The organism is Pseudomonas marincola, from assembly GCF_900116605.1.
In the GTDB taxonomy this organism is placed as follows: domain Bacteria; phylum Pseudomonadota; class Gammaproteobacteria; order Pseudomonadales; family Pseudomonadaceae; genus Aquipseudomonas; species Aquipseudomonas marincola.
In genome coordinates this window covers 1-25867 of sequence record NZ_FPBC01000011.1, presented here as the reverse complement: position 1 = coordinate 25867, position 25867 = coordinate 1, and the positions used below count along the sequence as shown (strand labels likewise).

General features: G+C 56.1%; 25 protein-coding genes. 21 read left to right on the top strand and 4 right to left on the bottom strand.

All coding sequences use genetic code 11. The features are described from left to right. Window positions 1-89 precede the first annotated feature (89 nt). Window positions 90-641 carry a sugar ABC transporter ATPase gene (locus tag BM395_RS16830; RefSeq protein ID WP_069901254.1) on the top strand — a complete coding sequence of 184 codons (552 nt, stop codon included), beginning with the start codon at window positions 90-92 and terminating at the stop codon, window positions 639-641. A gap of 18 nt (window positions 642-659) precedes the next feature. Here the strand turns inward: BM395_RS16830 and BM395_RS16825 are convergent, their stop codons facing one another. Next, entirely contained in the window at window positions 660-1241 is a 582-nt protein-coding gene (locus tag BM395_RS16825) for an RBBP9/YdeN family alpha/beta hydrolase (RefSeq protein WP_090514205.1), read from the bottom strand. A 259-nt stretch (window positions 1242-1500) separates the two neighbouring features. Here BM395_RS16825 and oscA point away from each other — a divergent pair, with 259 nt between their 5' ends. The 16 genes from oscA (at window position 1501) to BM395_RS16745 (ending at window position 18993) form a co-directional block, all read left to right on the top strand. After that, entirely contained in the window at window positions 1501-1683 is a 183-nt protein-coding gene (oscA, locus tag BM395_RS16820; protein WP_090513984.1) for a sulfur starvation response protein OscA, read from the top strand. Window positions 1684-1824: 141 nt separating this feature from the next. Beyond that, entirely contained in the window at window positions 1825-2823 is a 999-nt protein-coding gene (locus BM395_RS16815; protein WP_090513981.1) for a sulfate ABC transporter substrate-binding protein, read from the top strand. A gap of 164 nt (window positions 2824-2987) precedes the next feature. Beyond that, a complete protein-coding gene (gene cysT / locus BM395_RS16810) occupies window positions 2988-3806 on the top strand; it encodes a sulfate ABC transporter permease subunit CysT (protein ID WP_090513977.1) in 819 nt (272 codons plus the stop codon). A 10-nt stretch (window positions 3807-3816) separates the two neighbouring features. Next, entirely contained in the window at window positions 3817-4662 is an 846-nt protein-coding gene (cysW, locus tag BM395_RS16805; RefSeq protein ID WP_090513973.1) for a sulfate ABC transporter permease subunit CysW, read from the top strand. Between the two features lie 283 nt (window positions 4663-4945). Beyond that, the gene (qhpR, locus tag BM395_RS16800; RefSeq protein ID WP_090513970.1) at window positions 4946-5947 is read left to right on the top strand and encodes an AraC-like transcriptional regulator QhpR; all 1002 of its coding nucleotides are present in this window, start codon (window positions 4946-4948) and stop codon (window positions 5945-5947) included. Window positions 5948-6668: 721 nt separating this feature from the next. Next, on the top strand, window positions 6669-8021 hold the full coding sequence (locus tag BM395_RS16795; protein WP_090513967.1) for a DUF1329 domain-containing protein: 1353 nt from the start codon (window positions 6669-6671) through the stop codon (window positions 8019-8021). A gap of 15 nt (window positions 8022-8036) precedes the next feature. Continuing rightward, the gene (locus BM395_RS16790) at window positions 8037-9881 is read left to right on the top strand and encodes a DUF1302 domain-containing protein (protein WP_244529002.1); all 1845 of its coding nucleotides are present in this window, start codon (window positions 8037-8039) and stop codon (window positions 9879-9881) included. Window positions 9882-9969: 88 nt separating this feature from the next. Continuing rightward, window positions 9970-12330, top strand: a complete 2361-nt coding sequence (locus tag BM395_RS16785) for an efflux RND transporter permease subunit (RefSeq protein ID WP_090513964.1) — start codon at window positions 9970-9972, stop codon at window positions 12328-12330. A 14-nt stretch (window positions 12331-12344) separates the two neighbouring features. Further along, entirely contained in the window at window positions 12345-13286 is a 942-nt protein-coding gene (locus tag BM395_RS16780) for a WD40/YVTN/BNR-like repeat-containing protein (RefSeq protein ID WP_244529001.1), read from the top strand. A 245-nt stretch (window positions 13287-13531) separates the two neighbouring features. After that, window positions 13532-14752, top strand: a complete 1221-nt coding sequence (locus BM395_RS16775) for an amine dehydrogenase large subunit (protein ID WP_090513961.1) — start codon at window positions 13532-13534, stop codon at window positions 14750-14752. Further along, on the top strand, window positions 14746-15309 hold the full coding sequence (locus BM395_RS16770; protein ID WP_069901269.1) for a MauE/DoxX family redox-associated membrane protein: 564 nt from the start codon (window positions 14746-14748) through the stop codon (window positions 15307-15309). Before BM395_RS16775 ends, BM395_RS16770 begins: the two co-directional genes overlap by 7 nt. Further along, window positions 15306-15935 carry a methylamine dehydrogenase accessory protein MauD gene (gene mauD, locus BM395_RS16765; RefSeq protein WP_090513958.1) on the top strand — a complete coding sequence of 210 codons (630 nt, stop codon included), beginning with the start codon at window positions 15306-15308 and terminating at the stop codon, window positions 15933-15935. The genes BM395_RS16770 and mauD overlap by 4 nt, the downstream gene beginning before the upstream one ends. Window positions 15936-15943: 8 nt before the next feature. Next, a complete protein-coding gene (locus BM395_RS16760) occupies window positions 15944-16462 on the top strand; it encodes a methylamine dehydrogenase light chain (RefSeq protein WP_425287637.1) in 519 nt (172 codons plus the stop codon). Continuing rightward, window positions 16449-16916: a c-type cytochrome gene (locus BM395_RS16755; RefSeq protein ID WP_244529000.1), complete on the top strand. Its 468-nt coding sequence runs from the start codon at window positions 16449-16451 to the stop codon at window positions 16914-16916. Before BM395_RS16760 ends, BM395_RS16755 begins: the two co-directional genes overlap by 14 nt. A gap of 4 nt (window positions 16917-16920) precedes the next feature. After that, complete coding sequence (locus BM395_RS16750; protein WP_090513952.1) at window positions 16921-17541, top strand: c-type cytochrome; 621 nt, start codon at window positions 16921-16923, stop codon at window positions 17539-17541. A 489-nt stretch (window positions 17542-18030) separates the two neighbouring features. Continuing rightward, a complete protein-coding gene (locus BM395_RS16745) occupies window positions 18031-18993 on the top strand; it encodes a SphA family protein (protein WP_141124106.1) in 963 nt (320 codons plus the stop codon). A 129-nt stretch (window positions 18994-19122) separates the two neighbouring features. On the opposite strand, the gene BM395_RS16740 is transcribed toward BM395_RS16745, so the two are convergent. Together BM395_RS16740 and BM395_RS16735 are read right to left on the bottom strand one after the other, a co-directional pair. Then, window positions 19123-20541 (bottom strand): arylsulfatase, encoded by a 1419-nt coding sequence (locus tag BM395_RS16740; RefSeq protein WP_090513946.1) that lies wholly within the window; start codon window positions 20539-20541, stop codon window positions 19123-19125. A 154-nt stretch (window positions 20542-20695) separates the two neighbouring features. Next, window positions 20696-21511: an AraC family transcriptional regulator gene (locus tag BM395_RS16735; protein ID WP_141124105.1), complete on the bottom strand. Its 816-nt coding sequence runs from the start codon at window positions 21509-21511 to the stop codon at window positions 20696-20698. A 265-nt stretch (window positions 21512-21776) separates the two neighbouring features. Here BM395_RS16735 and BM395_RS16730 point away from each other — a divergent pair, with 265 nt between their 5' ends. The 4 genes from BM395_RS16730 (at window position 21777) to BM395_RS16715 (ending at window position 24655) form a co-directional block, all read left to right on the top strand. Further along, window positions 21777-22274 (top strand): hypothetical protein, encoded by a 498-nt coding sequence (locus tag BM395_RS16730; RefSeq protein ID WP_090513940.1) that lies wholly within the window; start codon window positions 21777-21779, stop codon window positions 22272-22274. 165 nt (window positions 22275-22439) lie between these two features. Beyond that, entirely contained in the window at window positions 22440-23546 is a 1107-nt protein-coding gene (locus BM395_RS16725; RefSeq protein WP_090513937.1) for a class II histone deacetylase, read from the top strand. A gap of 115 nt (window positions 23547-23661) precedes the next feature. Continuing rightward, a complete protein-coding gene (locus tag BM395_RS16720) occupies window positions 23662-24291 on the top strand; it encodes an MSMEG_1061 family FMN-dependent PPOX-type flavoprotein (RefSeq protein WP_090513934.1) in 630 nt (209 codons plus the stop codon). 4 nt (window positions 24292-24295) lie between these two features. Further along, on the top strand, window positions 24296-24655 hold the full coding sequence (locus tag BM395_RS16715) for a DUF6616 family protein (protein ID WP_069901277.1): 360 nt from the start codon (window positions 24296-24298) through the stop codon (window positions 24653-24655). Window positions 24656-25660: 1005 nt separating this feature from the next. On the opposite strand, the gene BM395_RS16710 is transcribed toward BM395_RS16715, so the two are convergent. After that, window positions 25661-25867: transposase (locus BM395_RS16710; protein ID WP_141124104.1), on the bottom strand; the 207-nt coding region annotated here is incomplete at its 5' end.

Here is a 25867-nt window from a genome sequence, read left to right as displayed (position 1 = left end):
TTGAACCATAGACTCCGCGTCTGGATTGTCTTGACCTGCGAGTTGGCGCCGCTAAGCTGCGCGCCTTGAATATTCAACGAGGTCGCCTCATGAGCGAACAACAAGCCATCGTTGTGCCGCTGATCTCCAGCTTTCCCGGGCATGAGGGCCGCGCACGGGCGGTTGTGCGCTGGTTGGTGCAGCAGAACATCATCGCCGAACAGGTGACGACCTGCGGGCGTACTTTCCAGTGCATGGCCTATGCCATCGCGCCCGGTGCACGCAAAGTGGTTAAACATCCCGACTTGCTGCCGTTCGACCAGCCGGTTAATGGCCTGGAAATTATCACCAAGCGCTGCATCTTCACCCCTCAAGAAGGGTTCAAGGAAGAGGCCGGTTGCCCGGAGTGCCGTCAGGAAATCGGTGAGGCGCTGTTCGACAGCCTCGAAGACTGGATGCCCGGGCGCACCGATAATTTCACCTGCCCTGAATGCCGCTTTGAAGACGACATCAACGGCTTTCTGTTCTTGCAGCCGTGTGCGTTTTCCAATCTGGGCTTCATCTTCAACAACTGGGCCGATGCCGAGTTCAAGCAGAGCTTCCTGGACGATTTTGCCGAACGTCTTGGCTTTGGCGTCAGGGTTGTGCGGGTGGACCTGTAATCCAGGACAACCCGCCGATCATGCCTGGCGGCGGGCTTGCTGCTCGACGCGGCATTGCAGTTCATACAGATAGCTGAAACCAGACTCCCAATGGTTGTGCCCCGACTCGACGTTGATGTGGCCTGCGCCGTTGAGGATGGTCGCCTCGCTGCCCCATTGTTGAGCCAGAAACCGGGCGCGAGTTGCACTGGCAGCCGAGTCGGTGTCCGAGCCGATCAACCGGCTCGGGAACGGCAGGGGCTGCTGCGAAATCGGCGCGAAGTTCTGTAATGGCAGCGGGCAATTGAGCCTTTCAACGTCGGCCGGAGCCACCAGCAAGGCGGCGGATATTCTGTCGAGCAATTCGTCAGGTGCCTGCGCTGCCCAATGCGCAACGGTAATGCAACCGAGGCTGTGCGCAATCAACACCGTTTGCCGCGAGTCGCTCTCTATGGCGCGCTGCAATTGACTTACCCACGCTTCGCGCTGAGGGTTTTGCCAGTCACTTTGCTCAACCCGATCACTGTTCGGCAGGCTGCGATGCCAATGGCTTTGCCAATGGTTGTCGGCTGATCCCTGCCAGCCCGGCACTATCAGGTAACGGATAGTTTGGTCGCGCATCATGCGCCCTCCTGCACGTTTGAATGCGTGCAGTGTAGGGCGGCTTTTGTGCTTTAAAAAAGAATAAGAAATTATTTGCTTATGCTTTTGTGTGCGGAGATTGCGCAGGATAGGGCAAATCTTTTTATATTCATTAAAAGAATATCAATGTTATTAAATGATATTTTTAAGCATATAAAATTCTCACTACTATCCGCTTCATGGCCCGTGACAGGGGCGTTTCAGCCGATCTCGCCGCAATTGTTCAAGGAGTAAAAACATGACTGCAACGCTTGCCGCTGCCGAGGCTGAAGCCGAGGCGAATCTGCTGCGCGAAATTGCCTCGCAGCTGCGCGGGCTCAGGTTCGGCTCGGTGGAAATCACCGTACATAACGGCCAGGTCGTACAAGTCGAACGCAAGGAAAAATTCCGCATTAACGCGCCTGCGGCTAAGCAGGCCTGATCATTAACACCCTTTAGCACCATCAGCCCGACTGGACAACCGGAGGGCGTGAATCCCACACGCACCGGTTCTGGCGCCTCATTCGCAAATACGCGTCTGGCAGCCAGGCCTAAAGAAAAATTGCCCTTTAGGAGTTGTCCCATGTCTATTCGTCATTTTGCTTTTGCCTCGCTCGCTAGCTTGTTTATCGCCGGCCCGGTGGCTGCCGCACAAACGCTGCTCAACGTCTCATACGACCCGACCCGCGAGTTCTACAGCGAGTTTAATGTCGCCTTCAACAAGCACTGGCAAGTACAGGGCAATGAGCCTGTAACCATTCAACAGTCACACGGCGGCTCGGGCAAACAGGCCCGCGCCGTGATCGACGGCTTGCGTGCCGACGTGGTGACGTTGGCTCTGGCCGGTGATGTTGATGAGTTGTACAAGCTCGGCAAGTTGATCCCGGAAAACTGGCAACAGCGCTTGCCGCAATCGAGTACGCCGTACACCTCAACCATCGTATTTCTGGTGCGCAAGGGCAACCCGCACGGCATTAAGGACTGGGACGATCTGGTCAAACCCGATGTCGCCGTAATCACCCCGAACCCGAAAACCTCGGGCGGGGCGCGCTGGAACTTCCTCGCTGCGTGGGCTTACGCCAAACAGCACTACGGCAGCGATACACAAGCGCAGGCGTTCGTTGAGAAGCTCTACAAAAACGTGCCGGTTCTCGACACCGGGGCGCGCGGCTCAACCATCACCTTCGTCAATAACCAGATCGGTGATGTGCTGCTGGCTTGGGAGAACGAAGCCTTTCTGGCATTGAAAGAAGAGGGCGGCGAGAACTTCGAAATTGTCGCGCCATCATTGTCGATTCTGGCTGAGCCGCCTGTGGCCGTGGTCGATGAAAACGTCGACAAAAAAGGCACGCGCAAAGTGGCCGAAGCGTATCTCAATTACTTGTACAGCGATGAAGGCCAGCGTCTCGCGGCCAAGCACTTTTATCGTCCGCGTAATCAGGCGATTGCAGCCGAGTTCTCCACGCAGTTTCCGGCGTTAAAGCTGGTCACTGTTGATAAGGACTTTAACGGCTGGAAGACCGCGCAACCGAAGTTCTTCAACGACGGTGGTGTGTTCGATCAGATCTATCAGGCGCACTAAAACCGTTTGCAGGCGTGATGGCGACGATGGATTAGCGCAGCTAATGCGCCAGTCCGATTGCGCTGGGTGATCACTCGCCCTTGCGCGATCCTGAGTTCAGTCACGTCACGCTTGCGCTTTATTACCGGCAACTTCCCCAGCCCATTTCAGTTATAGGCCTCGTTATGTCGAGAAGCATTTCCCCGGTGATACCCGGCTTTGGCCTGACGCTGGGCTACACCCTGGTTTATCTCAGCTTGTTGGTGCTGATCCCTCTCGGGGCCATGTTCGTGCATGCCGCGCAGCTGAGTTGGGCCGAGTTCTGGTCGATTGTTTCCGCGCCGCGGGTGCAGGCAGCGCTCAAGCTGAGTTTTGCCACCGCCTTCGCGGCCGCCGCAATCAACGGCATTATCGGAACGCTGTTGGCCTGGGCGCTGGTGCGCTACACATTCCCCGGCCGCAAGGTGATTGAGGCGATGATCGATTTGCCATTTGCCTTGCCGACAGCGGTGGCCGGTATCGCTCTCACAGCCCTGTATGCCCCCAGCGGCATGCTTGGCCAATTGGCCGCAAGCTGGGGCGTGAAGATCGCTTACACGCCCATCGGCATCACGCTGGCCCTGACTTTCGTCACGTTGCCTTTCGTGGTGCGCACATTACAGCCGGTGTTGGCCGACATCCCGCGAGAGGTCGAAGAGGCCGCTGCTTGTCTGGGGGCAAAGCCGTTGCAGGTGTTTCGTCATGTGCTGCTGCCGGCGATGCTACCCGCGTGGCTCACCGGCTTTTCTCTGGCGTTCGCTCGTGGGGTTGGCGAGTACGGCTCGGTGATTTTTATTGCGGGCAACATGCCGATGAAAACCGAGATTCTGCCGCTGCTGATCATGGTCAAGCTCGACCAATACGACTATCACGGCGCCACGGCGATCGGTGTGCTGATGCTGCTGGTGTCATTTATCCTGTTGCTGCTGATCAATCTGCTGCAACGACAAATCGCCAAGTCCTGAGGGCCGCCCCATGTCATCCATTACGCTCGCAGCGGGTGCTGCAAGTAACGCTAAACGGCGCGGCAATGCGATTGGTCGTCGTGTACTCATCGTCAGCGCCTGGTTGGTGTTTGCGCTGTTTCTGTTGTTGCCACTGCTGATCGTGGTCAGTGAGGCGCTCAAGCATGGAATTGGCACTTTCCTGGCTTCGGTCTTTGAGGCGGACGCCGTTGCCGCACTGCAACTGACGCTGCTGGCTGTTGGCATATCGGTGCCGCTGAACCTGATATTTGGCGTGGCCGCTGCCTGGTGCGTGAGCAAATACAGCTTTCGCGGCAAGAGCATTCTGGTCACGCTTATCGACCTGCCTTTCTCGGTTTCGCCTGTTATCGCTGGGCTTATCTATGTGCTGCTGTTCGGCGCGCAAGGCTTTATCGGCCCTTGGCTGCGAGCGCACGATATCCAGATTATTTTCGCCTTGCCGGGCATCGTTCTGGCGACTGTCTTTGTCACCGTACCCTTTGTTGCCCGTGAGCTGATCCCGCTTATGCAGGGGCAGGGCACGCAAGAAGAAGAGGCCGCACGCCTGCTGGGGGCCAACGGCTGGCAGATGTTCTGGCACGTGACGTTGCCGAACATCAAGTGGGGGCTGATTTATGGCGTGGTGCTGTGCACGGCCCGCGCCATGGGCGAGTTCGGCGCTGTTTCGGTGGTGTCGGGGCATATTCGTGGCTACACCAACACGCTGCCGCTGCATGTCGAGATTCTCTACAACGAATACAACCACGTCGCCGCCTTCAGCGTTGCCAGCCTGTTATTGCTGCTGGCGCTGGTTATTTTGCTGGTGAAGCAGTGGAGCGAATCGCGGCTAAAGTAGCCTGACCAAACCCTACCCACTGAGTCGTCCGTGATGGAGATGCAATGGAGTTGAGCTTTGAAATCGCGGGTTTCAATTACTTGATGTGATCGCCAACCTTACATCGTTGCAGGCTTTAAGATTGATTGCTGGCTACTCGACGGCCTCAGACGATCGGGCGGCCCGTTGGCAGAGCCTAATCTTTGCAAAATATTTCTATGGCTCTATGATGGGGCGCTGAATCAGTGCCGGGCTGTGCTTGGCTACCAACAATAATAGTTTTAACTAGCCTCTCCCCAACCCTATGGCCGTTCACAGTTGTCACACGATTTTCGCCGAGAGTTTTTTCACGCGTAACGCGGGATTGTTCGAGCCTTACCTCGGCTTTGTCGGCTTGGGGGACTCTGTTCTCAATTCTCCTGAGTCTGAAATTCCGCTTAGCCAGTACGTGGCGCTTTGGGAAATTTTGGGCCAGGAAGTCAGCCCGACTATTGGCCTGCAAGTAGGCATCAGCACCCACAGCCATGAGCTTGGCGCATACGGGCATGCGGTTCGCAGTGCCCCGTCCATGCAAATGGTGCTGCGCTGTTTATCGCGTTTTATTGCGGTGTTAACTCAAGGTACGCGGGTTGATATCGACGAAGACGCCAAGACAGTCGCGCTGGCCTATCAGATTACCGATCCGGCGATTGTGCGCCGCCGTCAGGATGCGGAGTTTTCCATCGGCATTGCGCTGAGTCTGTTCCGCGAAGTGACGCAGAATCCGACGTTAACCCCGATAAGGGTTGATTTTGAACATGATGCTCCCGCCGATCTGAGCTTTCATCGTCAGGTGTTCAATTGCCCGATATTCTTCAATCGCCCGGACAATCGCGTGTGTTTCTCGCGCGACATTCTGGACATGCCTGTTGGCACCGCCGACACCCGTTTGTTTCAGGCACTCGAGCCTTTTCTGGAGCAGCAGCGCGAAACGCGTGCGGCTGCAACTGACTTGCTGAGCCAGATGGGCCGACACATCGCCAGTGGTTTAGGCAGTGGCAATGTCAGCATTGAACAAGTGGCTGCGAGTATGCGTTTGGGCGTGCGCACCTTGCAGCGGCGTTTGTCTGTGCAGGGGCTGGATTTCAGTCAGATGGTTGAGGGCGTTCGCCGCTCGCTTGCCGAAAACTACGTGGCACAGTCTGACTACAGCTTTACCGAAATAGCCTTGCTGCTCGGCTACTCGGAGGCCAGTTCCTTTAGCCGCGCCTTTCGCCGCTGGCATCAACTCACCCCTCTGCAATACCGCCAACGCGCCAAAGCCTGACAGCCAAACCCAGAAACAGAGTTGCGCTGCTGGGTGGCAGCTAATGCTGCGGCAACCGGAGCTGTGGCCGCTATTCTGCGGCTGCGATAGCTGCACTAAATCCCAATAACCCCCAGCAGACTCCCCAAAAATCCAGCTCCCCCCAGTCTGCGCTTCGCACCTTCCCGGCTAGCACTCTCATCGCTAACCGCCGTTCCCAGCGCCTTATCCACTGCTTTTGACACCAAATGTCAGGCGCCGTGTCATCTACTGGCAAGCTCTTGTTACAAAAAAACATTACTTTCGGTTGCGACTTCCTTGACGACTGTGAGTTGCCGGCCATTGCGCGGTATGGCGATTTCGATCAAGGCGGTAACTGCAAAAAAATAAGAAGTGACAGAGGTTGTTGGTATGGGGTGGATTAAGCCTTGGGTTTCAGTCCCATTGGGCGGGGCTGAGCAATCAATGGATGCGATAGACGCCGTCTGTTGTGATCATTCCCGCGGCACTGGCAGATGGCTGCGCATTGCTGGATTGTCAGTCACTGTAATCACCGCTCCCCTCCGATCAGAGCCTCTAGGTCTCACGATTTTTTCGGCGCTGTTGCGTCGTTGCCACATTTGTTTTCGCTCCTGTCAGAAATACCCGCTCAACGCTCAGCATTCCGTTGCTTAGGCGATGGTTCGGCGCGTGCGTGGGTGAATTGTCTGACGTCGCACAATAATAATTCCTGGAGAAACTCATGAAATCGTTCCCACGTACCGTATTGGGCGGCGCGTTGTCAGTCATCTTGTCTGTGCAACTGGCGTCCGCGGCCGACGCTAATGCATCGGCTAACCAACTGACGCCTATCGGAGCAGAGCTCGCGGGTAATGCCGACGGCAGCATCCCCGCCTGGAGTGGTGGCCTGAGCAAGGCGCCTGCAGGTTGGTCTCCGGGCCACGGCAACCCGTATGCGGCAGAAAAACCGCTATACACCGTCGATGCCAATAACCTCAGCCAGTATCAGGCGCTGCTGCCTGAAGGGCAGGCGGCGATGATCAAGACCTACCCCGGTTATCGCCTTGATGTGTACCCCACACACCGCAGTTGCGGGATTCCCGCGCAAGTGGCTGAGCGCACCGCGCAGTACGCCGGGACAGCGAAAATTGGCAGCGATGGCTGGCGACTGGAGCAGGCTGTGGGTGCGGCAGTGCCGTTTCCAAAGCCGACTAGCGGCATCGAAGCGATGTGGAACTACAAGCTGCGCTACATGGCCAAGGGTCGCCGTGCGCAAATCTCTCTGCTGGTACGCGAAGGCGATGGCGCACTCTCTGAGTTCAAGCAGTGGGCCTACGAATACTATCCCTACAACAACCCGGCTGTAGAGAACCCGCAAGGTGCGGATAACACCGAAGCCAAGCTGCTCTACAACGTGCTCTCGCCGTCTTCGCGTGCTGGCGAAATGTACCTCGTACACGCCTCACTGGATAAACCGCAGGACTCGTGGATTTATTTCCCGGGGCAGCGCCGTGTGCGTCGTGCGCCTTCGTTTGCCTATGACAACCCGATTGCAGGCACCGACAGCCTGTATTTCGTTGACCAGATCAACATGTTCACCGGCGCGCTCGATCGTTATGACTTCAAACTGATCGGCAAGCAGGAAATGCTGGTGCCTTACAACTCCTACAAGCTCGTTGATAAGTCCAACAAGTACGAGGATTTGATGGGGCAGGATTACCTGAACCGCGATGCGCAGCGTTATGAAAAGCACCGCGTATGGGTGGTCGAGGCGACTGTTAAAGCCGGCAAGCGTCACTCGTTTGCCAAGCGCAAATTCTACTTCGACGAAGACAGCTGGAACCTGCTGCACGTCGACATGTACGACGCCAAAGGCAACCTGTGGCGCGTTCAGGAAGGGAGCATTTGGGCTGACCCGCAAATCCAGGCGTGCACCGGCTTTGAGTACGTCAGTTATGACCTGATCGCGCGTCGTTACATCGCCGACAACTTCACTCAGGAAGGCGAAGTGCTGGACCTGACGGCCGGACTGGAAGGGCGTGTAGACGACAAGATGTTCAACCCTAACGAACTGCGTCGTCGCGGCGAACGTTGATTGGAAGACACAGACATGAATAACAATAAAGGCGGTCGTTCGATGCCGCAGACCATGACTCGCTCACTCAACTCTCTCGCACTGGCGGTCATGGCCGCCTCGGGGCTGATGTGGACGCAACCCAGCTACGCGTTTTTGTTCGGCTCGGTAGACGGTGTTTCAGGCAGCTTTGACTCGACGCTGTCTTATGGTTTTGCCACGCGGATGGAGTCTCCGGATTGCCATTTGCTCGGTGGTGACAGCGGCGGGTGTGCGGGCAGCACTGATACCGAGTTGGGTCGTTACTACAACCTCAGCCGAGGCAACGGTTACGCCAATTCGGACATCAACTATGCCAACGCTGATAACGGCGATCTCAACTACAACAAGCACGATGTGTTTTCTCTGGTGCTGAAGGGAACGCACGAGTTGAGCCTGCGCTTTGGCGATGGCTGGAGCTTCCTGGGCCGCGGTTCGTGGGCCAAGGACTTCAAGATGGACAATGTCCGCCGCACCGAACTGGATGAGCAGGCCGAGCGCGATGCAACCGAGCGTTTCGACTTGCTTGATCTGTGGGTGGCGAAGAGCTTCGACCTCGGCGAAATGCCGGCCAAGGTCAAGCTTGGCAGCCAGGTGATCAGCTGGGGTGAGGAGATTTTCTACGTCGGCGGCATCAATCAGATCAACGCCCTGCGTTTGCCGAAATACCACACGCCAGGCACCCAGTTGAAAGAGGTCTTCATGCCGGCACCGATGGTGTCTTTCAACTTGGGGCTGACCGATACCCTGAACCTGGAAACCTATTACCAGTTCAAGTGGAATGCCTATGAGCTGGACCCAGTCGGCACCTATTACTCGGCAATTGATGTGGCCGGTGAAGGGCGTGGGCCTATTTATTATCCGAGCGGATACGTCGAAGGCATCTTGCCAGGCACGTGCGCGGGCACGCCAACTGGCCGTTGCGGTGAGCCTTTGATCAGTGGTTTGAGTGACGCTGATCTGGTGGCCAGCGGTTTGGCCATTCCTTACGGCGGCGAGCGTGAAGCCAAGAACAGCGGCCAGTACGGCGTAGCGCTGCGCTGGACTGCGGATGATATCGGTGCGGAGTTCGGCTTCTTCTACGAGCGTTATCACGACAAGTTGCCTTTCGTGGGTTACACCGCTCTGAGCAACCCGGACGCTCTGGTCGTGGACAACTACTTCATCAACTACGGCGAAGACAAAGACCTGTTCGGGGTGTCGATGAACACCATGATGGGCCCTGTTGCCGTGGCCGGGGAGTTGTCATACCGCCCGGATGACAGCGTCGGGATTGATCCGACCGTGCCATTTGGCAGCGGCTTCACTGGCAGCTTCAACCCGTACAGCGTGTTCGATACCGGCGTGAATACCGGCTTTGTTGAAGAGGAAAAATGGCAGGGCGACATCAACGCCATCTACACCTTCTCGAAGAACGACACCTTGGGCTTCATTCCGTCCAGCCTCGGCGCCTCGGATGGTTTCATCCTCGCCGAAGCCGCAGTGGCCTATTACCCGGGGCTCGATACCTCAGGCAAGGTGCCGTATTTCCTACCGGATTACTCGCTGCCGGACAAAGCATCGTGGGGCTACATCGCCGAGGTGGGTATCAACTATCCAAACTTGTGGGGCAGCGGTATCACCGTCACTCCGCAGCTGGATTTCAGTCATGACGTTAATGGCACCACGCCCAACGCGTTGCCATTTGTCGAGGGTCGTAAATCGCTTACCACTTCCCTGTTGTTCAACTACCGCGACCGCTGGAAGGCTGGCTTGCAGTGGGTGGAGTTCTGGGGCGGCGGCAACAATAACCTGATGGCTGATCGCGATTTCCTCAGCGGCAATATTTCTTACTCGTTCTAACTTGGCAGCATGCTGCAGAGGGTGAGAGGGCTGGAGGCGACTATCCAGCTCACTCGCCCTTGCTGGCGTGTTGGCATCGAGGCATCTCATGTTGGCTTCTCTCGTCTCAGCGCTTGAGCGCTTTTTCTTCCGTCACCGTCTGGCAACGCTCAGCGCATTGGCTGTAATTACCCTGGTCATGGGCGTGTTTGCATCTCGCCTGGAAATGTCCGCAGGTTTCGACAAACAGTTGCCGCAGCAACACGCATTCATCAAAACCTTCAATGAATACCGCGATGTGCTGTTCGGCGCGAATCGCATCATTGTTGTGCTGCACGCTAAAAACGGTGACATCTGGAACAAGAAGGCGATGACCCGCCTTTATGACATCACCCAAACTCTGTTTTTCATGCCCGGCATAGACCGTCGCAGTGTGACCTCGCTGTGGACGCCGAATACCCGCGCGGTGCAAATCACCGAAGAAGGCATGAAGGCCGAAGACGTGGTCGGCGGTGACGTGACCGTCGACACCCTTGATGAGCAGGCGATTGTCGGCATCCGCGAGCGCACGATTATTGGCGGTTTTGTCGGCAGCCTGGTGGCCAATGACCATTCCGGTGCGATGGTGGTGGCCGAGTTGGCTGATCCCGATCCGCAAACCGGCAAGCGCCTCAACTATCTGGAATTCAGTCAGCACCTTGAGGACGCATTGCGCGCGAAATACAGCGACGCCGACTATGACGTGCAGATCATTGGTTTCGCCAAGCAAATGGGCGACATCGGTGCAGGCGCCAAGGGCGTCGTCGGTTTCTTTGTGCTGGCATTCTTTCTCACCGTGTTGGCGGTGTATTGGTACACGCGCTCCTGGGCACTGACATTCCTGCCTCTGTTCTGCTCGCTGGTGTCGGTGGTTTGGCAGTTCGGCACCATTACCTTGCTCGGATTCGGCCTTGATCCGCTGGCCATTCTGGTGCCGTTTCTGGTGTTCGCCATTGGCGTTTCCCATGGCGTACAGCAGGTCAACTTCATCTCTAAAGAGGTGTGTGCCGGTGCGGATGGCATGACCGCGGCGCGGCGCAGTTTCGGCGGTTTGTTTATTCCCGGCACACTGGCGCTGATCACCGCTTTTGTCGGATTTGCCACGCTGGTACTGGTGCCTATTCCGATGATCCGTGAACTGGCGATCACCGCTTCCGTGGGTGTCGCCTACAAGATTGTCACCAACCTGATCATGCTGCCGGTGCTGGCGAGTTACTTCCGTTTCGACGCCGCCTATGTCTCGCGGATTGAGCGTTTACGTGAACGTCGCGATAACGTCATGATCCGCTTGGGTCGCCTTGCCGAACCGCGCCAAGCGGCCATCGGCGGGCTGTTTTGTCTGGTCTTGATGGGCGTTGCAGTCTGGCAAAGTCAGGGCCGCCATATTGGTCATGTACTGCCCGGCGCGCCTGAGTTGCGCGCGGATTCACGCTACAACCAGGACGTTGAAAGTGTGGTCAATCACTTCTCGCTGGGCCTGGATCTGTTCACCGTCGCGGTCGAAACGCCCACCGGCGGTTGTTACCGGCATGACGTAATGAATTATGTCGACCGGCTGACGTGGTATCTCGGCAATGTGCCAGGCGTGCTCTCGGCGCAGTCGCTGCCAGCGCTGGCAAAACTCTCGGCATCGGGCGTTAACGAAGGGAATCCGAAGTGGGCTTCGCTGCCGCTGGATGAGCTGTCGTTGGGTGAAGCCGTGCGTCAGGTGCCCGAAGGGCTGCGCCTGTACAACGCCGACTGCACGTTATTGCCGGTGAACCTGTACTTGGCCGATCACAAAGCCAGCACCCTGAAACGAGTGGTGCAGGCGGTCGAGCAATATCGCGCAAGCCATGCAATGGACGGCGTAAACGTGCGTCTGGCCAGTGGTAACGCCGGTGTTCAGGCGGCGACCAACGAGGTCGTTGAAGTGTCTGAATTGCCGATGATGCTCTATGTCTACCTGACCATTCTGCTTCTGGTGTTTCTGGTTTACCGCGATTGGCGGGCCATGATTGCCTGCTGTCTGCCGCTGACGCTGGCGACATTCCTCGGCTACTGGTTCATGAAGGCGCTCGATATCGGCCTGACTGTTGCGACTTTGCCGGTCATGGTGCTGGCAGTCGGCATCGGCGTCGATTACGCGTTCTATATCTACAACCGTCTGCAACTGCATCTCGCAGAAGGTATCGACATTGTGAGCGCGTTCAAGCTGGCATTGCGTGAGGTTGGGGTGGCGACTGTATTCACTGCGCTCACACTGTCTGTCGGTGTTGCGACGTGGTCGTTCTCAGCGCTGAAATTTCAGGCCGACATGGGCCAGTTACTGACGTTCATGTTCATGGTTAACATGATCATGGCCATTACCCTGCTGCCAGCAATCGCTGTGCTGCTCGATACCCTGATACCGCGAAAGGGGCCCGTTCGTGCGCCCGTAATCGCGCATTGAGAAGAGGACGCATGATGCTTTTGGGCAATAGGCTGCGCGTGTTGATGGCGGCATTAACCTTGGTTTGGGTGCACGGCGCTTATGCGGCCGGAGCGGTCGAACCGGCGATGACGGTGGCGCATGCTCAGGCATCGCCGCTGGTTGCCGTGGCCAAAGCCGGCACGCGTGTAGTCGCGGTTGGCGACCATGGCGTGGTGGTAATGAGTGATGATGGCGAGCACTGGCGCCAGGCAAACACAGTGCCGGTCGACAGCCTGCTGACGGCACTGACGTTTGTCGATGACCAACAAGGTTGGGCAGTCGGTCAGGCAGGGGTGATTTTGCACACCACCGATGGCGGCGAGCACTGGACCTTGCAACAGCGTCTCGACGAGCAACCGGGTTTGCTCTCGCTGTGGTTCGAGAATGAGCGGCACGGCATCGTTGTCGGGGCTTATGGCTACGCGGCGCAAACACAGGATGGCGGGCAGAGCTGGCAGCGTCTGCAGGTGGGTGAAGACGGTGACGATTATCACCTTAATCATCTATTCGCTTCGAGCGACGGCACGCTGTTTATTGCCGCTGAGATGGGCAATGCCTATCGCTCAACAGACCACGGCGCCACATGGCAGGCGCTGGACACCGGCGCTACGGGTTCACTGTGGAGCGGGCTTGGTTTACGCGATGGCCAGGTCTTGTTGGCAGGCATGACCGGGCGCGTGCTGCTCGGCGACCCGGCCGGCGACAACTGGCAAACACTCGACAGTGGCACCGAAGAGGCCATTACCGCGCTTGCGCAGCTGGCGGATGGTCGCGTGGCATTGGTCGGCAACGGCGGCATGACGGCAATCTCTGATGCGGCGCTTACGCGGTTTAACGTCAAGGTCCGTGAAGACCGGGTCAACCTGGCAGCGCTGGCGCCACTGAATGATGGGCAAATCATTCTTGTCGGTTCAGCGGGTGTAATGCCTCAGTAACGACTTGCCCGGGCACTCGACGGAAGGCTTCGTCGGTGCTTTAGTTTTGCATGGAGCCTGTTGCGAACAGCGGCATGTTACGGGCGCCCGGGCAGGCGGATTTATCCAAAGTACGGCGCTTCAGACAATGACGCCAGATGGCAAGTGGACTGTCATCTGGTGTCAAGCTGTTGAAGCTTGAACATCCGTACACTGATTTTTAAATAATTTTTATAAGCCTTACTGAAGCTGGCGGATACCTCAATATGCTCAAGCGTACACTCCGATACATGCTCTGCGGTCTGTCATTGATTACCGTGGCATTACCTGTTGCGGCGCAGTTCGAACCTGAACAGGCGAGCGTCGAAGTGCTGGGTGATCACCGTGGGCAGAACTGGTTCTGGATTTGGGGCAGCAACGCGCCAATGATGACCGATGGCCGTGCCTATCTGTTCAACGATGACGGCAAAAGCCTCGGTATGCTCAACACCGGCACCTGGACCAACGGCGTTATTGCTGCGCGCACGCGTGACGAGCTGTACGCCACCGAAATTTATTTCAGTCGTGGTGTGCGCGGTAAGCGCACAGACGTAGTCACCGTCTACGATGCCAAAACACTGAGCCCCAAGCGTGAAATCGAAATCCCGGCCAAGCGCATCTCTGCTCTGATCTCCACGGGCTTGAGCGTGTTGTCTGATGATGACCGTTTTCTCGCCGTGCTGAATTTCACCCCCGCACAGTCGATCAGCATCGTTGACCTTGAGAACAACCGGTTCGTCGAAGAAGTCGCAACTCCAGGTTGTGCGTCTATTTACCCGGCCGGCCCGCGAGATTTCTACTCGATTTGCGGCAATGGCGGCTTCTTGCACCTCACGCTCGATGAGCAAGGCCATGTCAGCAAGCAGGAACGCACCGAACCGGCCTTCGATCCGCTCAAAGATTTGCTGCTCACCACCGCTTCACGCATGGGTGACACCTGGTATTTCATCTCGCAAAAGAACAACGCCTACGCCCTTAAAATGACGCCGCAAGGCCTTGAAACCACCAAGCAGTGGTCCTTGGTCAGCGATGAAGAGCGGGCTGACGGCTGGAGCGTTGCGGGTAACCACGGCACTGCGTTGCACGAGAAGAGTGGTCGTTTTTACGTGCTGATGCATCAAGGTCCGCCAGAGGCTTACCAAGAGCCTGGCACCGAAGTGTGGGTTTACGATGTCAGCACTCAGGAGCGTGTGGCGCGCATTGAACTCAATGAGCAGAGCACGGCGATTGGCGTAAGCCAAGGCGATCAGCCGCGCTTGTATAGCCTCGATTGGGTCGTGCCAATGTCCAGCGTGTTCACCACATGGATTTATCTGACTGAGGGCGAAGAAGCGCTGATGCCGTTGCTGCGTCAGGCGATTAACCTCTACGACGCGGACAGCGGCGAACACCTGCGTTCTATCGGTGATATTCCCCTCGGTTTCCTGAACATGGTGATGCCGTGGTAATCGGCGCGTATCTGCACGACCCCGTGGTGCATTTGATCAGCGCCCTGGCACTGGCTGCGCTCATGGCATCGGCAGGCTGGCACAAGCTGCGCAACCCGGATGCATTTGCCAATGTGTTGAGCAATTACGCGCAGGCGATGGGTTTCTCGCTGCCCGGCGGGGCGCGCGCCCTGTTGCAGTATTTACTGCCCGGCCTGGAGCTACTGGCGGCAGCTGCTGTGCTGGTGAGCCCGTGGTTGCCTGTAGCGGCTTGGCCGGTGGTGTGTCTGCTTGCGCTGTATGCGCTGGTGCTGGCGGTCAGCGCGAAGCGCGGAGCAGCCATCGAAGATTGCGGTTGTCATTTTGGCTCCAAACCCCAACCGCCAAGCATGGCGCTGGCATGGCGAAATGTGCTGTTGGTGCTGGTGGCGGCAAATCTGACGCTGCCCATGCTTGATCGACCGTGGGTTTGGTTCGACGCCGTTACCGGTTTGTTTGCCCTGCTGAGTGCCGTGATGGTTTACCTGCTGGCCAATTTATTGATCTCCAATCGAATTTCTTTGCGAGAACTGTCATGAATGACGCGCTGCTGATCTCATCCATCCTTTCCTGGGTGTTCAATATTGTTGTGCTGATTGCCTGTCTGGCGCTGGCCCGTCAGGTTGGCCTGCTGCACGAGCGGATCAAACCCGTGGGCGCGCTCTCGCTGGGTAAGTCGATCAAGGCGGGTGAGTCTGCGCCGAGCTTTTCGTTGCCGAGCCTCACCGGCGGAGCTGTCAGTTTCGGTGGTGCCAATGCGCATGGCCAATCGACCTTGTTGTTTTTCCTGTCGGATACCTGTCCGGTCTGCAAGACACTGTTGCCGGTTCTCAAGTCGGTTCGTGAGCAGGAAGGTGCCAAGTTGCGCGTGATTCTGGCCAGTGACGGCGACGAGCCTTCGCATCAAGCCTTTATCGCCGCGCACCGTCTGGACGCGTTCCCTTATTTGTTGTCGCAGGAAGTCGGTCTGGCTTACCAGATCAGCAAGCTGCCGTACGGCGTGTTGATCGACGCGGCCGGAACCGTTGTGACTCACGGCTTGATCAACACACGCGAACATCTGGAGAGCTTGTTTGAAGCTCAGCAACTCGGGTTCGCTTCGGTACAGGCATACCAAGCCGCACAGAGCGTGGGTGAACACGCTCAATATAAGAAGGTGCATTAAGCATGGCGATCAAATGGTTTGATGAGGCGACCGAGATGTTTACCCGGCGCACAGCTCGCGCCACCTCACGGCGCGGTTTTCTCGGTGGCTTGGGCACCATGCTGGTCGGCGCCAGCGCGGCCACCTTGCTGCCCGTGTTTCGCAGCAGCGCCTTCGCCCAAGGCAATAGCGCCTTGGTGGAAGAGGGCGACCCGAACAGCTGCGACTACTGGCGTTACTGCGCCATCGACGGTTTTCTGTGTGGCTGTTGCGGGGGCTCGGTAAACAGTTGCCCGCCCGGAACCGTGCGCTCGGACATCACCTGGATCGGGACCTGCCGCAACCCTACAGACGGCAAAGACTACGTGATTTCCTACAACGACTGCTGCGGCAAGAGCAGTTGTGGTCGCTGCGTTTGTCAGCGTGATGAGGGCGATGCTCCTCTTTATCGCCCGCAAAGCTCGAACGACATCAACTGGTGCTCCGGTAGCCATGCAGATATGCCTTATCACTGTTCGTTGTCGGTCGTGATCGGTGTTAAAGAATAGTTTTACGGCGCGGCGTTCAGTCGTAACGGCCGCTGTTGCCGGGCTGCTGCTGAGCGCTGCCTCAGCATTGTGGGCAACTGAGCAGCGCCAATTCGATTACATGATCAATTGTCAGGGCTGCCACCTGCCAGACGGCAGTGGCAACCCCGAGCGGCAAGTGCCGGCGTTCCCGGGCCAGCTTGGCAAGTTTCTCTGGGTGCCGGGCGGGCGTGAGTATCTGGTTCAGGTGCCAGGTTCGGCTTTGTCGGGCCTTTCCGATGATGGCTTGGCCGGCGTTCTTAACTGGATGCTGGAAACCTTCAGCCCGAATGAGTTGCCAGCAGATTTCAAACCATACACGGGCGCTGAGCTGCATGAGTGGCGCCAGTCACCGCCGGTTGATGTCGGCGGTGTTCGGCAGGGACTGCTGGATCGTATCGAACAACAAGAAGCACAAAAGCGCACGGGAATCTGAATCAATGAAGAGAATTATCAGTGTTGGCCTGCTCCTTCTGGCAGTGTCTGGCGTTGCTCAGGCGGCGGATAGCCCGCCTGCGCAGGCAGCGACCTGCGCAGCGTGTCACGGTGATCAAGGGCAAGGCAATGCAGCACTGGGAACGCCGCGTCTGGCTGGGCAGCAGGCCGACTATTTGCTGCATCAGTTACGCAGCTTCAAGGCAGGTAAGCGCGGTTATGACGCTCAAGACAGTTATGGCGCGCAGATGCGCGCCATCGTTGCCGGGCTTGATGACGCGGCCTTCGAGCAATTGGCGAGCTATTACGCCGGGGTAAAAATCGACGCTGAAAAATCTGCCGGTGGTGCGGATGTGGCGCGCGGCGAGGCGCTCTTTCAAGGAACATGTGCTGCCTGTCACGGGCCACGTGGAGAAGGCTTTGCACAGTTAAAAACGCCGAGGCTGAACATCCTCGATGGCGCTTATATTGACCGTCAGCTGACACACTATATTGAAGGGGTTCGCGGCGGTGATGGCCATGCTGACCAACTCGGGCTGTGGATGCGCGGCGTTGCGTTGCAGGTCGGTGAGAAAGCAGATCGCCAGGCGATCATTGATTACATTGCCACTTTGCCGGCGGACTGATCAGGCGAGAAGTAGGGTAACTACGTGCGCTCAACTCAACCGAGCTGAGTGGCACGCCTGACCAAAAAATGCGCTAACCGATGGCCTATAAGTCTGCTGCTGGATTAACTGTTGGCTACGATGAAAGGCTGCTCAGGTTACTGGGCAGCCTTTTTGCGTTGAGAGCCTGCTGCTAATTCTTGATGCGCCCATCTTCACCTGCTGGCGGCTATGCAGCCTGTGCCTCGCCGAACGGGTAATAAGTCAATTTACAGAGGCTTTTCTGGCTCGCTCTGCAAGTTGTCTATGCTCGAAGGATTAGCGATCGTCGTCGCAATAACTGCGCACATTGGGCCGCCGCGCTGGCCCCAACTTACTGCTAATTTTTCGGCAAATTTTATGACGAGCTAACATCTTCAGGTGCGAGCCGATGCGCTTTATGTGACGTTTGCAAGACGGCCCGTTTTCAGCCAGCCCAAACGCAGTAGTGCCTAACAAGAGGATGTCATTGTGATCAAACGCTCGATAGGTGCACAGATAATCTCCCGCGCGGCTTTAGGCAGCGTGTTCTCATTAATGCTGGTCGAGTCCGCATTCGCCGGTGAGGGCGCAAGCAGCGATTACCTGCAGGGCACTTACGGTGATTTCCAGGCGGCGGTGTGGGGTGATGCTGGCGTTTACTTGCGCAACGACCTGGCCTATTACGACGCCGATGTTGGCGCGCACGCCCGTGGCGGTAAGGTATCTGCCAAGCTGGACCAGCAGATGTGGCTCAATAACCTGCAACTGGTTTGGTTGTCGGATACCACGTTGTGGGGCGCGCGGATCGGCTCTGCGGTGCTGGTGCCTTATTTTGCCAACATCAAGGCAAGTGGTGATCTCTCGACAGCGCAAGGCTCGGCCTCAGCCAGTGGCGACGAGCAGGGCATTGGTGACATTTACGTGAGTCCGCTGATGCTGAACTGGGTTAATGGCGAGCACAACTTTACCTTTGCTCCAGCGCTATACATCCCGACCGGCAAATACGATGAAGACGAAGCTTTAAATGCCGGGCGCAATTATTGGGCGCTCGACGTGTCAGGGAGTTACACATGGTTTGATGCCGATGCCGGTCACGAGTTCTCGATGACCACTGGTGTGATGTTCAACGACCGCAACTCCGACACCGATTACAAAACCGGCACCGAGTTTCACCTGGACGCACTAGCCGCCCAGTATCTTTCTGAGAGCTTTGGGTTGGGCATCGTGGGTTATTACTACAAACAGCTCGACAGTGACGACGGGCCACTCCAAGGGCCTGTCGATGCGTCATCAATCCAGGCCGAGGGTGCGGGATTTGGCCCAGCGGTTATCTGGAATCAGGCGGTCGGCACGCGAACACTCTCCGTGATCGGCAAGGCGTACTTTGATACGACGAGCACAGACCGTTTTGATGGCAACCTGTACATGCTGTCGATAGCCATCGACTTGTGAAATTCGCAGGATCTACGTCAAGCATAAGCGCTGAGCCCGGCACATTGCCTGCGCCGGGCAGGTAGCGACAATCCGTCCGGGCATGTGGCTGAACGCCTGAAGCATTCAGCCACATGCCCTTGCTAAGCGTTAAAGCGAAGCGCCTGGCTTGTAAGGGGCAGGTGTGCCCATCGGGATCAATGGGGATTGCTTCAGGCTTTCCTGATACTCGCCAACGATTTTAAGCACAGGACCAACCACCCACGTATCGACCGTGGGCTTCTCTTCACGCGGGTCGGTGTACAGGTTGAAGATCGTCGGCACCGGGTTTTTCACGGGTGGGTCGAACATGTTGTCCTGACGGTAGAAGTGCAATTTCCAGTTGCGCCATTTCACGGCCTGCAGTCGGTCGGCACACCAGATGGGGAAACCTTCGCGTGCCGACTTCTCGCTTTTACCCAGAATGAAATCCGATTGGTCATGGCTGTCGAAAGGGCGGTCGGTTGGCACTTTGGCGCCGCCGAAGGTTGCCAGTGTGGCGAACATGTCGACGCCGTGGAGGATCTCATTGCTTACCCGCTTGGCTGGAATCTTGTTCGGCCAGCGGATCATGAACGGCACACGGATACCGCCTTCCAGCGCGGTAAAGTACTGCCCGCGCCAAGGCCCGGCCCAGCCATCCCAAGGGCGAATGTACTCAGGGCCATTGTCACTGGTGAAAACCACAATGGTGTTGTCCTTAACGCCCGCCTTGTCTATGGAGTCGAGAATATCCCCGACATGCGCGTCCATCTCGGCCAGCATGTCGGCCCAGTCGCCATTGCCTGTCTTGCCCTTGAACTCAGGATTCGGCTCTGTTGGCAGGTGCGGTTGGGTTAATGCGACGTAAGCAAAAAACTGTTTGTCGGCTTTTGCCTGTTTCTCGATGAAGCTCACGGTGCGCCGCGTGATTTCTGCGTCGATCTTGCGGCGCTGGACCACATCGTAGGCGCCCAGCTCACGGCTTTTCTCGCCTTTTTTACCTTCCATGATCTGCTCGGGTGGCATGATGTCGGCAGACCAGCCCGAGGCACTTGGCCAAAGCGCTTCATCCGTGGTGCGGGGAATCCCATACCATTCATCAAACCCCTGATCGTTAGGCAAGCGTCCATCCTTGCTGCCCAAGTGCCACTTGCCGTAATAGCCGGTGGCATAACCTGCATCGGATAACGCCTCGCCGATTGTCACTTCCCAGCGGGTCAAACCATCAGTGACGCCCCCGAACGGCACTGAATGGGTGCCTGAACGAATGGCCCAGCGCCCCGTCATCAAACTTGAGCGACTCGGCGTGCATTGGGTTTCCATATTGAAATTCAGGTAGCGCGATCCTTCCTCTGCCAGAGAGTCGATGCGCGGTGTAGGTGCGCCCCGGGTGATTCCGCCGCCATAGGCGCCAACTTCCCCGTAACCGAGGTTGTCCGTGAGGATGAAGACAATGTTGGGTTTGCTCGTTTGAGCGGCAATGCCGGTTGATACCAGTGAAAACGGCATTGCCAAGGCAATGATGAGTGCTGTGCGGGTCATCTTCATAAGTGCAATTCCTGTTGCTGCCCTTGGGTTGTCTTTCTGTTGGCGGATGGCGTCGCCTGCGCTAGGCGCTGGCGAAAACGCGGGTTGTGGTGCTTACGAAGTATAGGAGCGATGTGCAGTTTTTCCTCGGCGAAGCTCATGGAGCATTGCAGTTTTAACCATTAGTAGTGTGGCTTTCATCATTCAACCAGAACACTTGGCAGGGCTCTGATCTGGAAAGTACAAAGGAGGGGCAAATACCGTAAGCATCGCGGAACGTTCGTGTGAAATGGGCCGAATCCGAGAACCCCGCGCGGTGAGCGGCATCGGTGAGCGAGTAACCTTTTAGCGCTTCATGCAGCGCGTTTCTGAGCCGATTGCAGAGTACATAGCGGCGCAGCGTGACCCCTTCATATTGACGAAATCGGTGCGAGATCCAGCTTTCCGATATGCCGACCGCCGAGGCTAATTCGGCGAGTTTTATCGGTTGGTCCAAATGTCGGTTGATCCAGCCCAATACAGCTTCGAAGCGAGGGTCCTGCGGTGTTTGGGTGGCTGTAGCCGGGCTCTCAAAGAGCAGGCTGCACACCTGATCTGCCAGCGCTTGTTCGCGCGAATCACTGGCTGAAATTTTTCTTAGCGCCTGCATGATCTCGGGTGAAATCGATAAGGCTTCAATTGCACTGTTGCCGTGCAGCTTCTGCAGCCCTGTATAAGCCTTGCCGCCGGGGAAAAGATAAAACAAGGCGCAGGTCGAACCTTGTGCGTCGAACTCGTGGGGCACATTCGGCGGTACCAAGAATGCGCTGGAGGCGCTCCAGGGCTGTGCTGATGTACTGCGCATGCGCAAATCGCCCTCCAGGCCGATTGCCAGCTGCACGGCATGATGGCTGTGCAAATGGCTCTCGAAGTCAGGCCCCAACACCAGCATGTGTTGCTTCCAAATATAAAGCTTAAATCGGGATTGGCCCGTTGATGCCAGTTTATTCAATTCGAGCACCCAAAGGATTCACATACTGAAGTCACGTCACTGAGAGAACAGTAAAGGCTCCACTAAGAGAAGGCAATTAGTCAGCACAATTATTCTATTGCTGTGCGCGTGCAAGCAATTTGAAAAGCTCGGGAAAATTTTCAGCCAGTTTAAGTGAAAATGGCTGAAAGTTCGTTGGGTGTTTGTATAGTGTGGCTTGATTGTGTAGCGGTTAGATAGCCTAGCTGTAAGTTTGTGTACGGCATCATAATAAAAAGGAAACAGCATGCAATTGCAGGATTTCAAAAGCTGTCTGGCGGAAGTTTATCAAGGCGAAGTCGTCGGAGAATCTGCCTTCGACAATATGCTAGGCGTGGTAGAGAACCGTGAGCAGCGCTATATCGTTGCCTCGCTACTCCAGTTTGAAACCGAAGCCAAAGCCATCATGCGACCTGTGCTTTACCAGTATGAACTGCCTGTCAACGACGCCGCGCAGGGCTATGCCACAGGTCAGGCGGCCAGTGATGATCTCAATCAACTGCCGTGGAAAGACAGATTCGAAGCCCTGCAGAATCTGATTGCCAGCCAGTATCTTCCCCGTTACGAAATGCTCGAGACCCTGGTCGACCCTTCACAGAATAAACAGGCTGCTGAAGTCGCTCGTTTCATGGCTGAGCATGAGCGACGTATATTAAAAGTTATGGAAAACGTTGTACGGGGCGTCGATAACCCTGCTGAACCGATTGTTCAGTTACTCAGTCATCCATTACCCAGATTCGAATAGTCATATTCAGCAAGAAGTTGAAGCGAAATTACTCAAGTGATTAAGCTTCAATAAACCGCGTAACAATATGGCTAGTCGTTTAACGCTTCAGGAGTTCGTTCCTGTATAGCGTTAGATTCGCATGCAATTAAAACAATAAAGTTATTCCAATGGAGGCAAAAGCGCATGGCAACTGGTTTTGTATCGCATGAGCTTTACTTGTGGCATAACACAGGTAATTTGGCCGGTGTAATGCCGTTCGGCAATCCTGTCGAGCCCTACGAGCATGTTGAAAACCCGGCGACAAAACGCAGAATCCGTAACTTGATGGAAGTGACGGGATTGCTCGGCAAACTCACGCCAATCGCCCCGCGTGCGGCAACCGATGAAGAGATTCTTCGCGTTCACACACCCGGCCATCTAGAGCATATCCGCAGCCTCAATGAGTATCTGGGCGTTGAAGCAGGGGCCTATGCGCCAATGGGGCGTGGCAGTTTTGAAATTGCCATGTTGTCTGCAGGGGGCGTTATTGAAGCACTCGATGCGGTGCTCGATGCCCGGGTTACCAACGCCTATGCGCTGGTACGTCCGCCAGGCCATCACGCAATGCCGGACTTGGCGATGGGCTTTTGTTTGTTCAGTAATGCAGCCATTGCCGCGCGCCACGCGATCGAGCGGCGCGGGTTGAAACGTATCGCCATTGTCGACTGGGATGTTCATCACGGTAATGGCACGCAAGCCGCCTTCTACGATGATCCACGGGTGTTGACGATTTCTCTGCACCAGGACCGCTGCTTCCCTTCGGATTCAGGTTTCATGGAAGAAAATGGTGAAGGCGCGGGCGCCGGTTTCAACATCAACGTGCCGCTGCCGCCAGGTTCTGGCGTGGGCGCTTACGAGACCACCTGGGATCGGGTGGTAATTCCGGCGCTGGAAAAATACCAACCTGAATTGGTGATTGTTGCATCAGGTTTTGACGCCGGCTCCTACGACCCGCTGGGTCGGCAGATGATGACCAGCGAGGGCTACAGAACACTCACGCGCAAGCTGATGAGTTTTGCAGACCAGCATTGCCAGAGTCGAATCGTCATGTGCCATGAGGGTGGGTATAGCGCGCCGACTGTGCCGTTCTTCGCTCACGCCGTGATTGAAACGCTGGCTGGTGTCGACACAGGTTTGGTCGATCCTTTCCAGGAGGTGTTTGCGAGTCTGGGCGGTCAGGAGTTGCAGCCGCATCAGGAGGCGCTGATTGCCAAGGCAGAAAAGCTGCTGGAAGCACTGCCGCAAACCTGAACAGCGGTAAGTCTGGCCATACTCCCAGTGCATTTCCCTGCCAAATTCGGCAGGGAAATGTAATTCAGCGGTGCTATCGCCTTGAACCCGAAACGCATAGAGATGGAAGCAGCAAATGATCGATTCCACTGCGCATTTAGTTACGGACGTCGACACGCTGCAAGCGCGTGTTGGCGGTGAACCACATCCGGCGATTCTGAAGAAAATTGGTGCGAGCCTGGATGAGAAGGCGATTGCCTTCATCGGCCAGTCTCCTTTCGTGATGCTAGCCACCTGCGACGCCGATGGCTTTCCTGAAGTGTCGCCAAAGGGCGACGGACCTGGTTTTGTCTGGGTTGAGAATGAAACCACCTTGTGGCTTCCGGATCGCACCGGCAACAAGTTGATAATGGGCTTGAAAAACGTGCTGAGTAATCCGCGGGCCGCTTTGTTATTCGTCATCCCTGGCACAGAAGAAACCTTACGGGTCAGCGGCAAGGTGACCGTTCATGATCACCCTGAGGTTTTAGAGCGTTTTGCATCGGTTGGCCGGCCCGCCCATTTGGCAATCCGCATGAGTGTGGATAAGTGCTTTTTCCACTGCGCCAAAGCATTCAAGCGCTCGAGTTTGTGGCAAGCCGAGACCTGGCCTAAGCCTTTTCGGGTGTCTTTCGGAGAAATATTGGCTGCAAAAATGGGCGGAGATGCCGCCATGCAGCGCGATATTGATGCGCTGGTGGATCAGGATTACCGGGAGAATCTGTAAGCGTATGCATATACTAGCGATTATCTGGCAGCCCAATAAAAACTGGCTCGCGCTGTCTGCAGAGCAGCAACTCGACTACTTGCGCACCCTTGATACGCCCATCAACAGCGCCCGCGCGCTTGGGATGGTTGTGCTTGGCTGGAGCGCGGTTGATTCGCGCGTACCCAAGACCCCGTCGAATACCTTCATCGGCGTATTCGCCATGCAAACAGCAGAAGGGATCATAGAGTTGGAAAAGGCGGTGGCGCAATCGGATTGGTATCACTACTTCGATTCGACCAACATCAGTGCCAGCCTGCAAGGCATGAATGAAGCGCAGCCGCACAAGGTTTACGCCAAGCTTTTGCAGCTCAATGCCGAATAAATTTCGGATGAAGATGTCTGACTACAGTCACAGGTTTTCGTAGTTCGCATTGCACCGCTTATTACGAATTTATGACGGGCAAAGAAGGGCTTGTCTGCTTTGACGGCAATTTAAGATCTCGCCACTCCAACCTAGCGGTTTTACAGGAGTGGCGATTACTTTAAGTTCCAACCAATAGTTCGGTTGCTTTTGTTTTGGTCGTGAGGGTCACGCGGAAGATGGCCGCCAAAGTACGCTCGACCTCTTTGTAGTCCGCGTCTGAAAATCGAAGTCGTTCAGTGCGTAACCACACAGCTCTGAACCGGCAAAATTCTTATGCATTTTTGATTTTAAGCAGGAGCTGTATACAGCTAACTGTCCGTATCGGAGTGCTCAGTGCAGCGTCTTATCGGGTCGGTCGAAACGGGCGGCCAATAGTGCCGGCAAGCTCTGACACCAGAAATGGCAACCTTCTACGTAGCCCCCGTAATCACTGGCGTAGGCACCTTCAGTCTCTCAATGAGGCGGCTGTTTTTATGGGACGAGTACCGAGTGTTTTAACGCCGCTCTATTACTTTGAAAATCATCGTGCAAAGCACGCTAGTGGCCCGCTTCTGATGCAGCAAATTAACTTAGTTAGCGGCCTATCAAATAAGCGCTGAGTTCGCTCTTTTCGCAACATCAAGAAATCTAACTACATGTCTCAGATCAGTTGACCGGCATGTTTTGTAGGCTAGTCTTCAAGGTTACTGAATCTTGCGATGCAGGCACTGCAGGCTTAGCTTTTTTCATGCTTTAACATTTTTAAATGGTGGGAGAGACCAAATGGCGCCTAAGATCCAATCCAGGTGTTTCAAATTTTTGTTAATGTCGTCGCTAGGGATGGTCTGAAGTAGCCATGCATTTCTGGCTGACTTCACCCTCTGCTGATTTTAAAAGCGGCAAATCGATCAAAAACGATCAGATCACCCGCTCATTTGGGTGTTTCTGGCCGCCGCGATAACCTCGCAGCTGCCATTTCCAACATTACAGGCGCACCTCTCCTGCATTCGCCAGCAAATGTCGGCGTGCCATCCACAGATTCGACAGCGCGAACAGAGTCACCAGTTGTGCGGTGTTCTTCGCCAGGCCACGGAAGCGCGTTTTCACATAACCGAACTGGCGCTTGATCACCCGGAACGGATGCTCGACCTTTGCACGCACCTGGGCCTTGGCTTTCTCGATCCTGCGCTT

Excerpts from the sequence above, each read along its gene's own strand:
- cysT (WP_090513977.1), top strand. The coding sequence starts at position 2,988 with ATGTCGAGAAGCATTTCCCCGGTGATACCCGGCTTTGGCCTGACGCTG.
- BM395_RS16725 (WP_090513937.1), top strand. The coding sequence starts at position 22,440 with ATGGCAACTGGTTTTGTATCGCATGAGCTTTACTTGTGGCATAACACA.
- BM395_RS16825 (WP_090514205.1), bottom strand. The coding sequence starts at position 1,241 with ATGCGCGACCAAACTATCCGTTACCTGATAGTGCCGGGCTGGCAGGGA.
- mauD (WP_090513958.1), top strand. The coding sequence starts at position 15,306 with ATGAATGACGCGCTGCTGATCTCATCCATCCTTTCCTGGGTGTTCAAT.
- BM395_RS16795 (WP_090513967.1), top strand. The coding sequence starts at position 6,669 with ATGAAATCGTTCCCACGTACCGTATTGGGCGGCGCGTTGTCAGTCATC.
- BM395_RS16715 (WP_069901277.1), top strand. The coding sequence starts at position 24,296 with ATGCATATACTAGCGATTATCTGGCAGCCCAATAAAAACTGGCTCGCG.
- BM395_RS16785 (WP_090513964.1), top strand. The coding sequence starts at position 9,970 with ATGTTGGCTTCTCTCGTCTCAGCGCTTGAGCGCTTTTTCTTCCGTCAC.
- BM395_RS16790 (WP_244529002.1), top strand. The coding sequence starts at position 8,037 with ATGAATAACAATAAAGGCGGTCGTTCGATGCCGCAGACCATGACTCGC.
- BM395_RS16750 (WP_090513952.1), top strand. The coding sequence starts at position 16,921 with ATGAAGAGAATTATCAGTGTTGGCCTGCTCCTTCTGGCAGTGTCTGGC.
- BM395_RS16730 (WP_090513940.1), top strand. The coding sequence starts at position 21,777 with ATGCAATTGCAGGATTTCAAAAGCTGTCTGGCGGAAGTTTATCAAGGC.
- BM395_RS16720 (WP_090513934.1), top strand. The coding sequence starts at position 23,662 with ATGATCGATTCCACTGCGCATTTAGTTACGGACGTCGACACGCTGCAA.
- cysW (WP_090513973.1), top strand. The coding sequence starts at position 3,817 with ATGTCATCCATTACGCTCGCAGCGGGTGCTGCAAGTAACGCTAAACGG.
- BM395_RS16830 (WP_069901254.1), top strand. The coding sequence starts at position 90 with ATGAGCGAACAACAAGCCATCGTTGTGCCGCTGATCTCCAGCTTTCCC.
- BM395_RS16740 (WP_090513946.1), bottom strand. The coding sequence starts at position 20,541 with ATGAAGATGACCCGCACAGCACTCATCATTGCCTTGGCAATGCCGTTT.
- oscA (WP_090513984.1), top strand. The coding sequence starts at position 1,501 with ATGACTGCAACGCTTGCCGCTGCCGAGGCTGAAGCCGAGGCGAATCTG.
- BM395_RS16780 (WP_244529001.1), top strand. The coding sequence starts at position 12,345 with ATGCTTTTGGGCAATAGGCTGCGCGTGTTGATGGCGGCATTAACCTTG.
- BM395_RS16775 (WP_090513961.1), top strand. The coding sequence starts at position 13,532 with ATGCTCAAGCGTACACTCCGATACATGCTCTGCGGTCTGTCATTGATT.
- BM395_RS16815 (WP_090513981.1), top strand. The coding sequence starts at position 1,825 with ATGTCTATTCGTCATTTTGCTTTTGCCTCGCTCGCTAGCTTGTTTATC.
- qhpR (WP_090513970.1), top strand. The coding sequence starts at position 4,946 with ATGGCCGTTCACAGTTGTCACACGATTTTCGCCGAGAGTTTTTTCACG.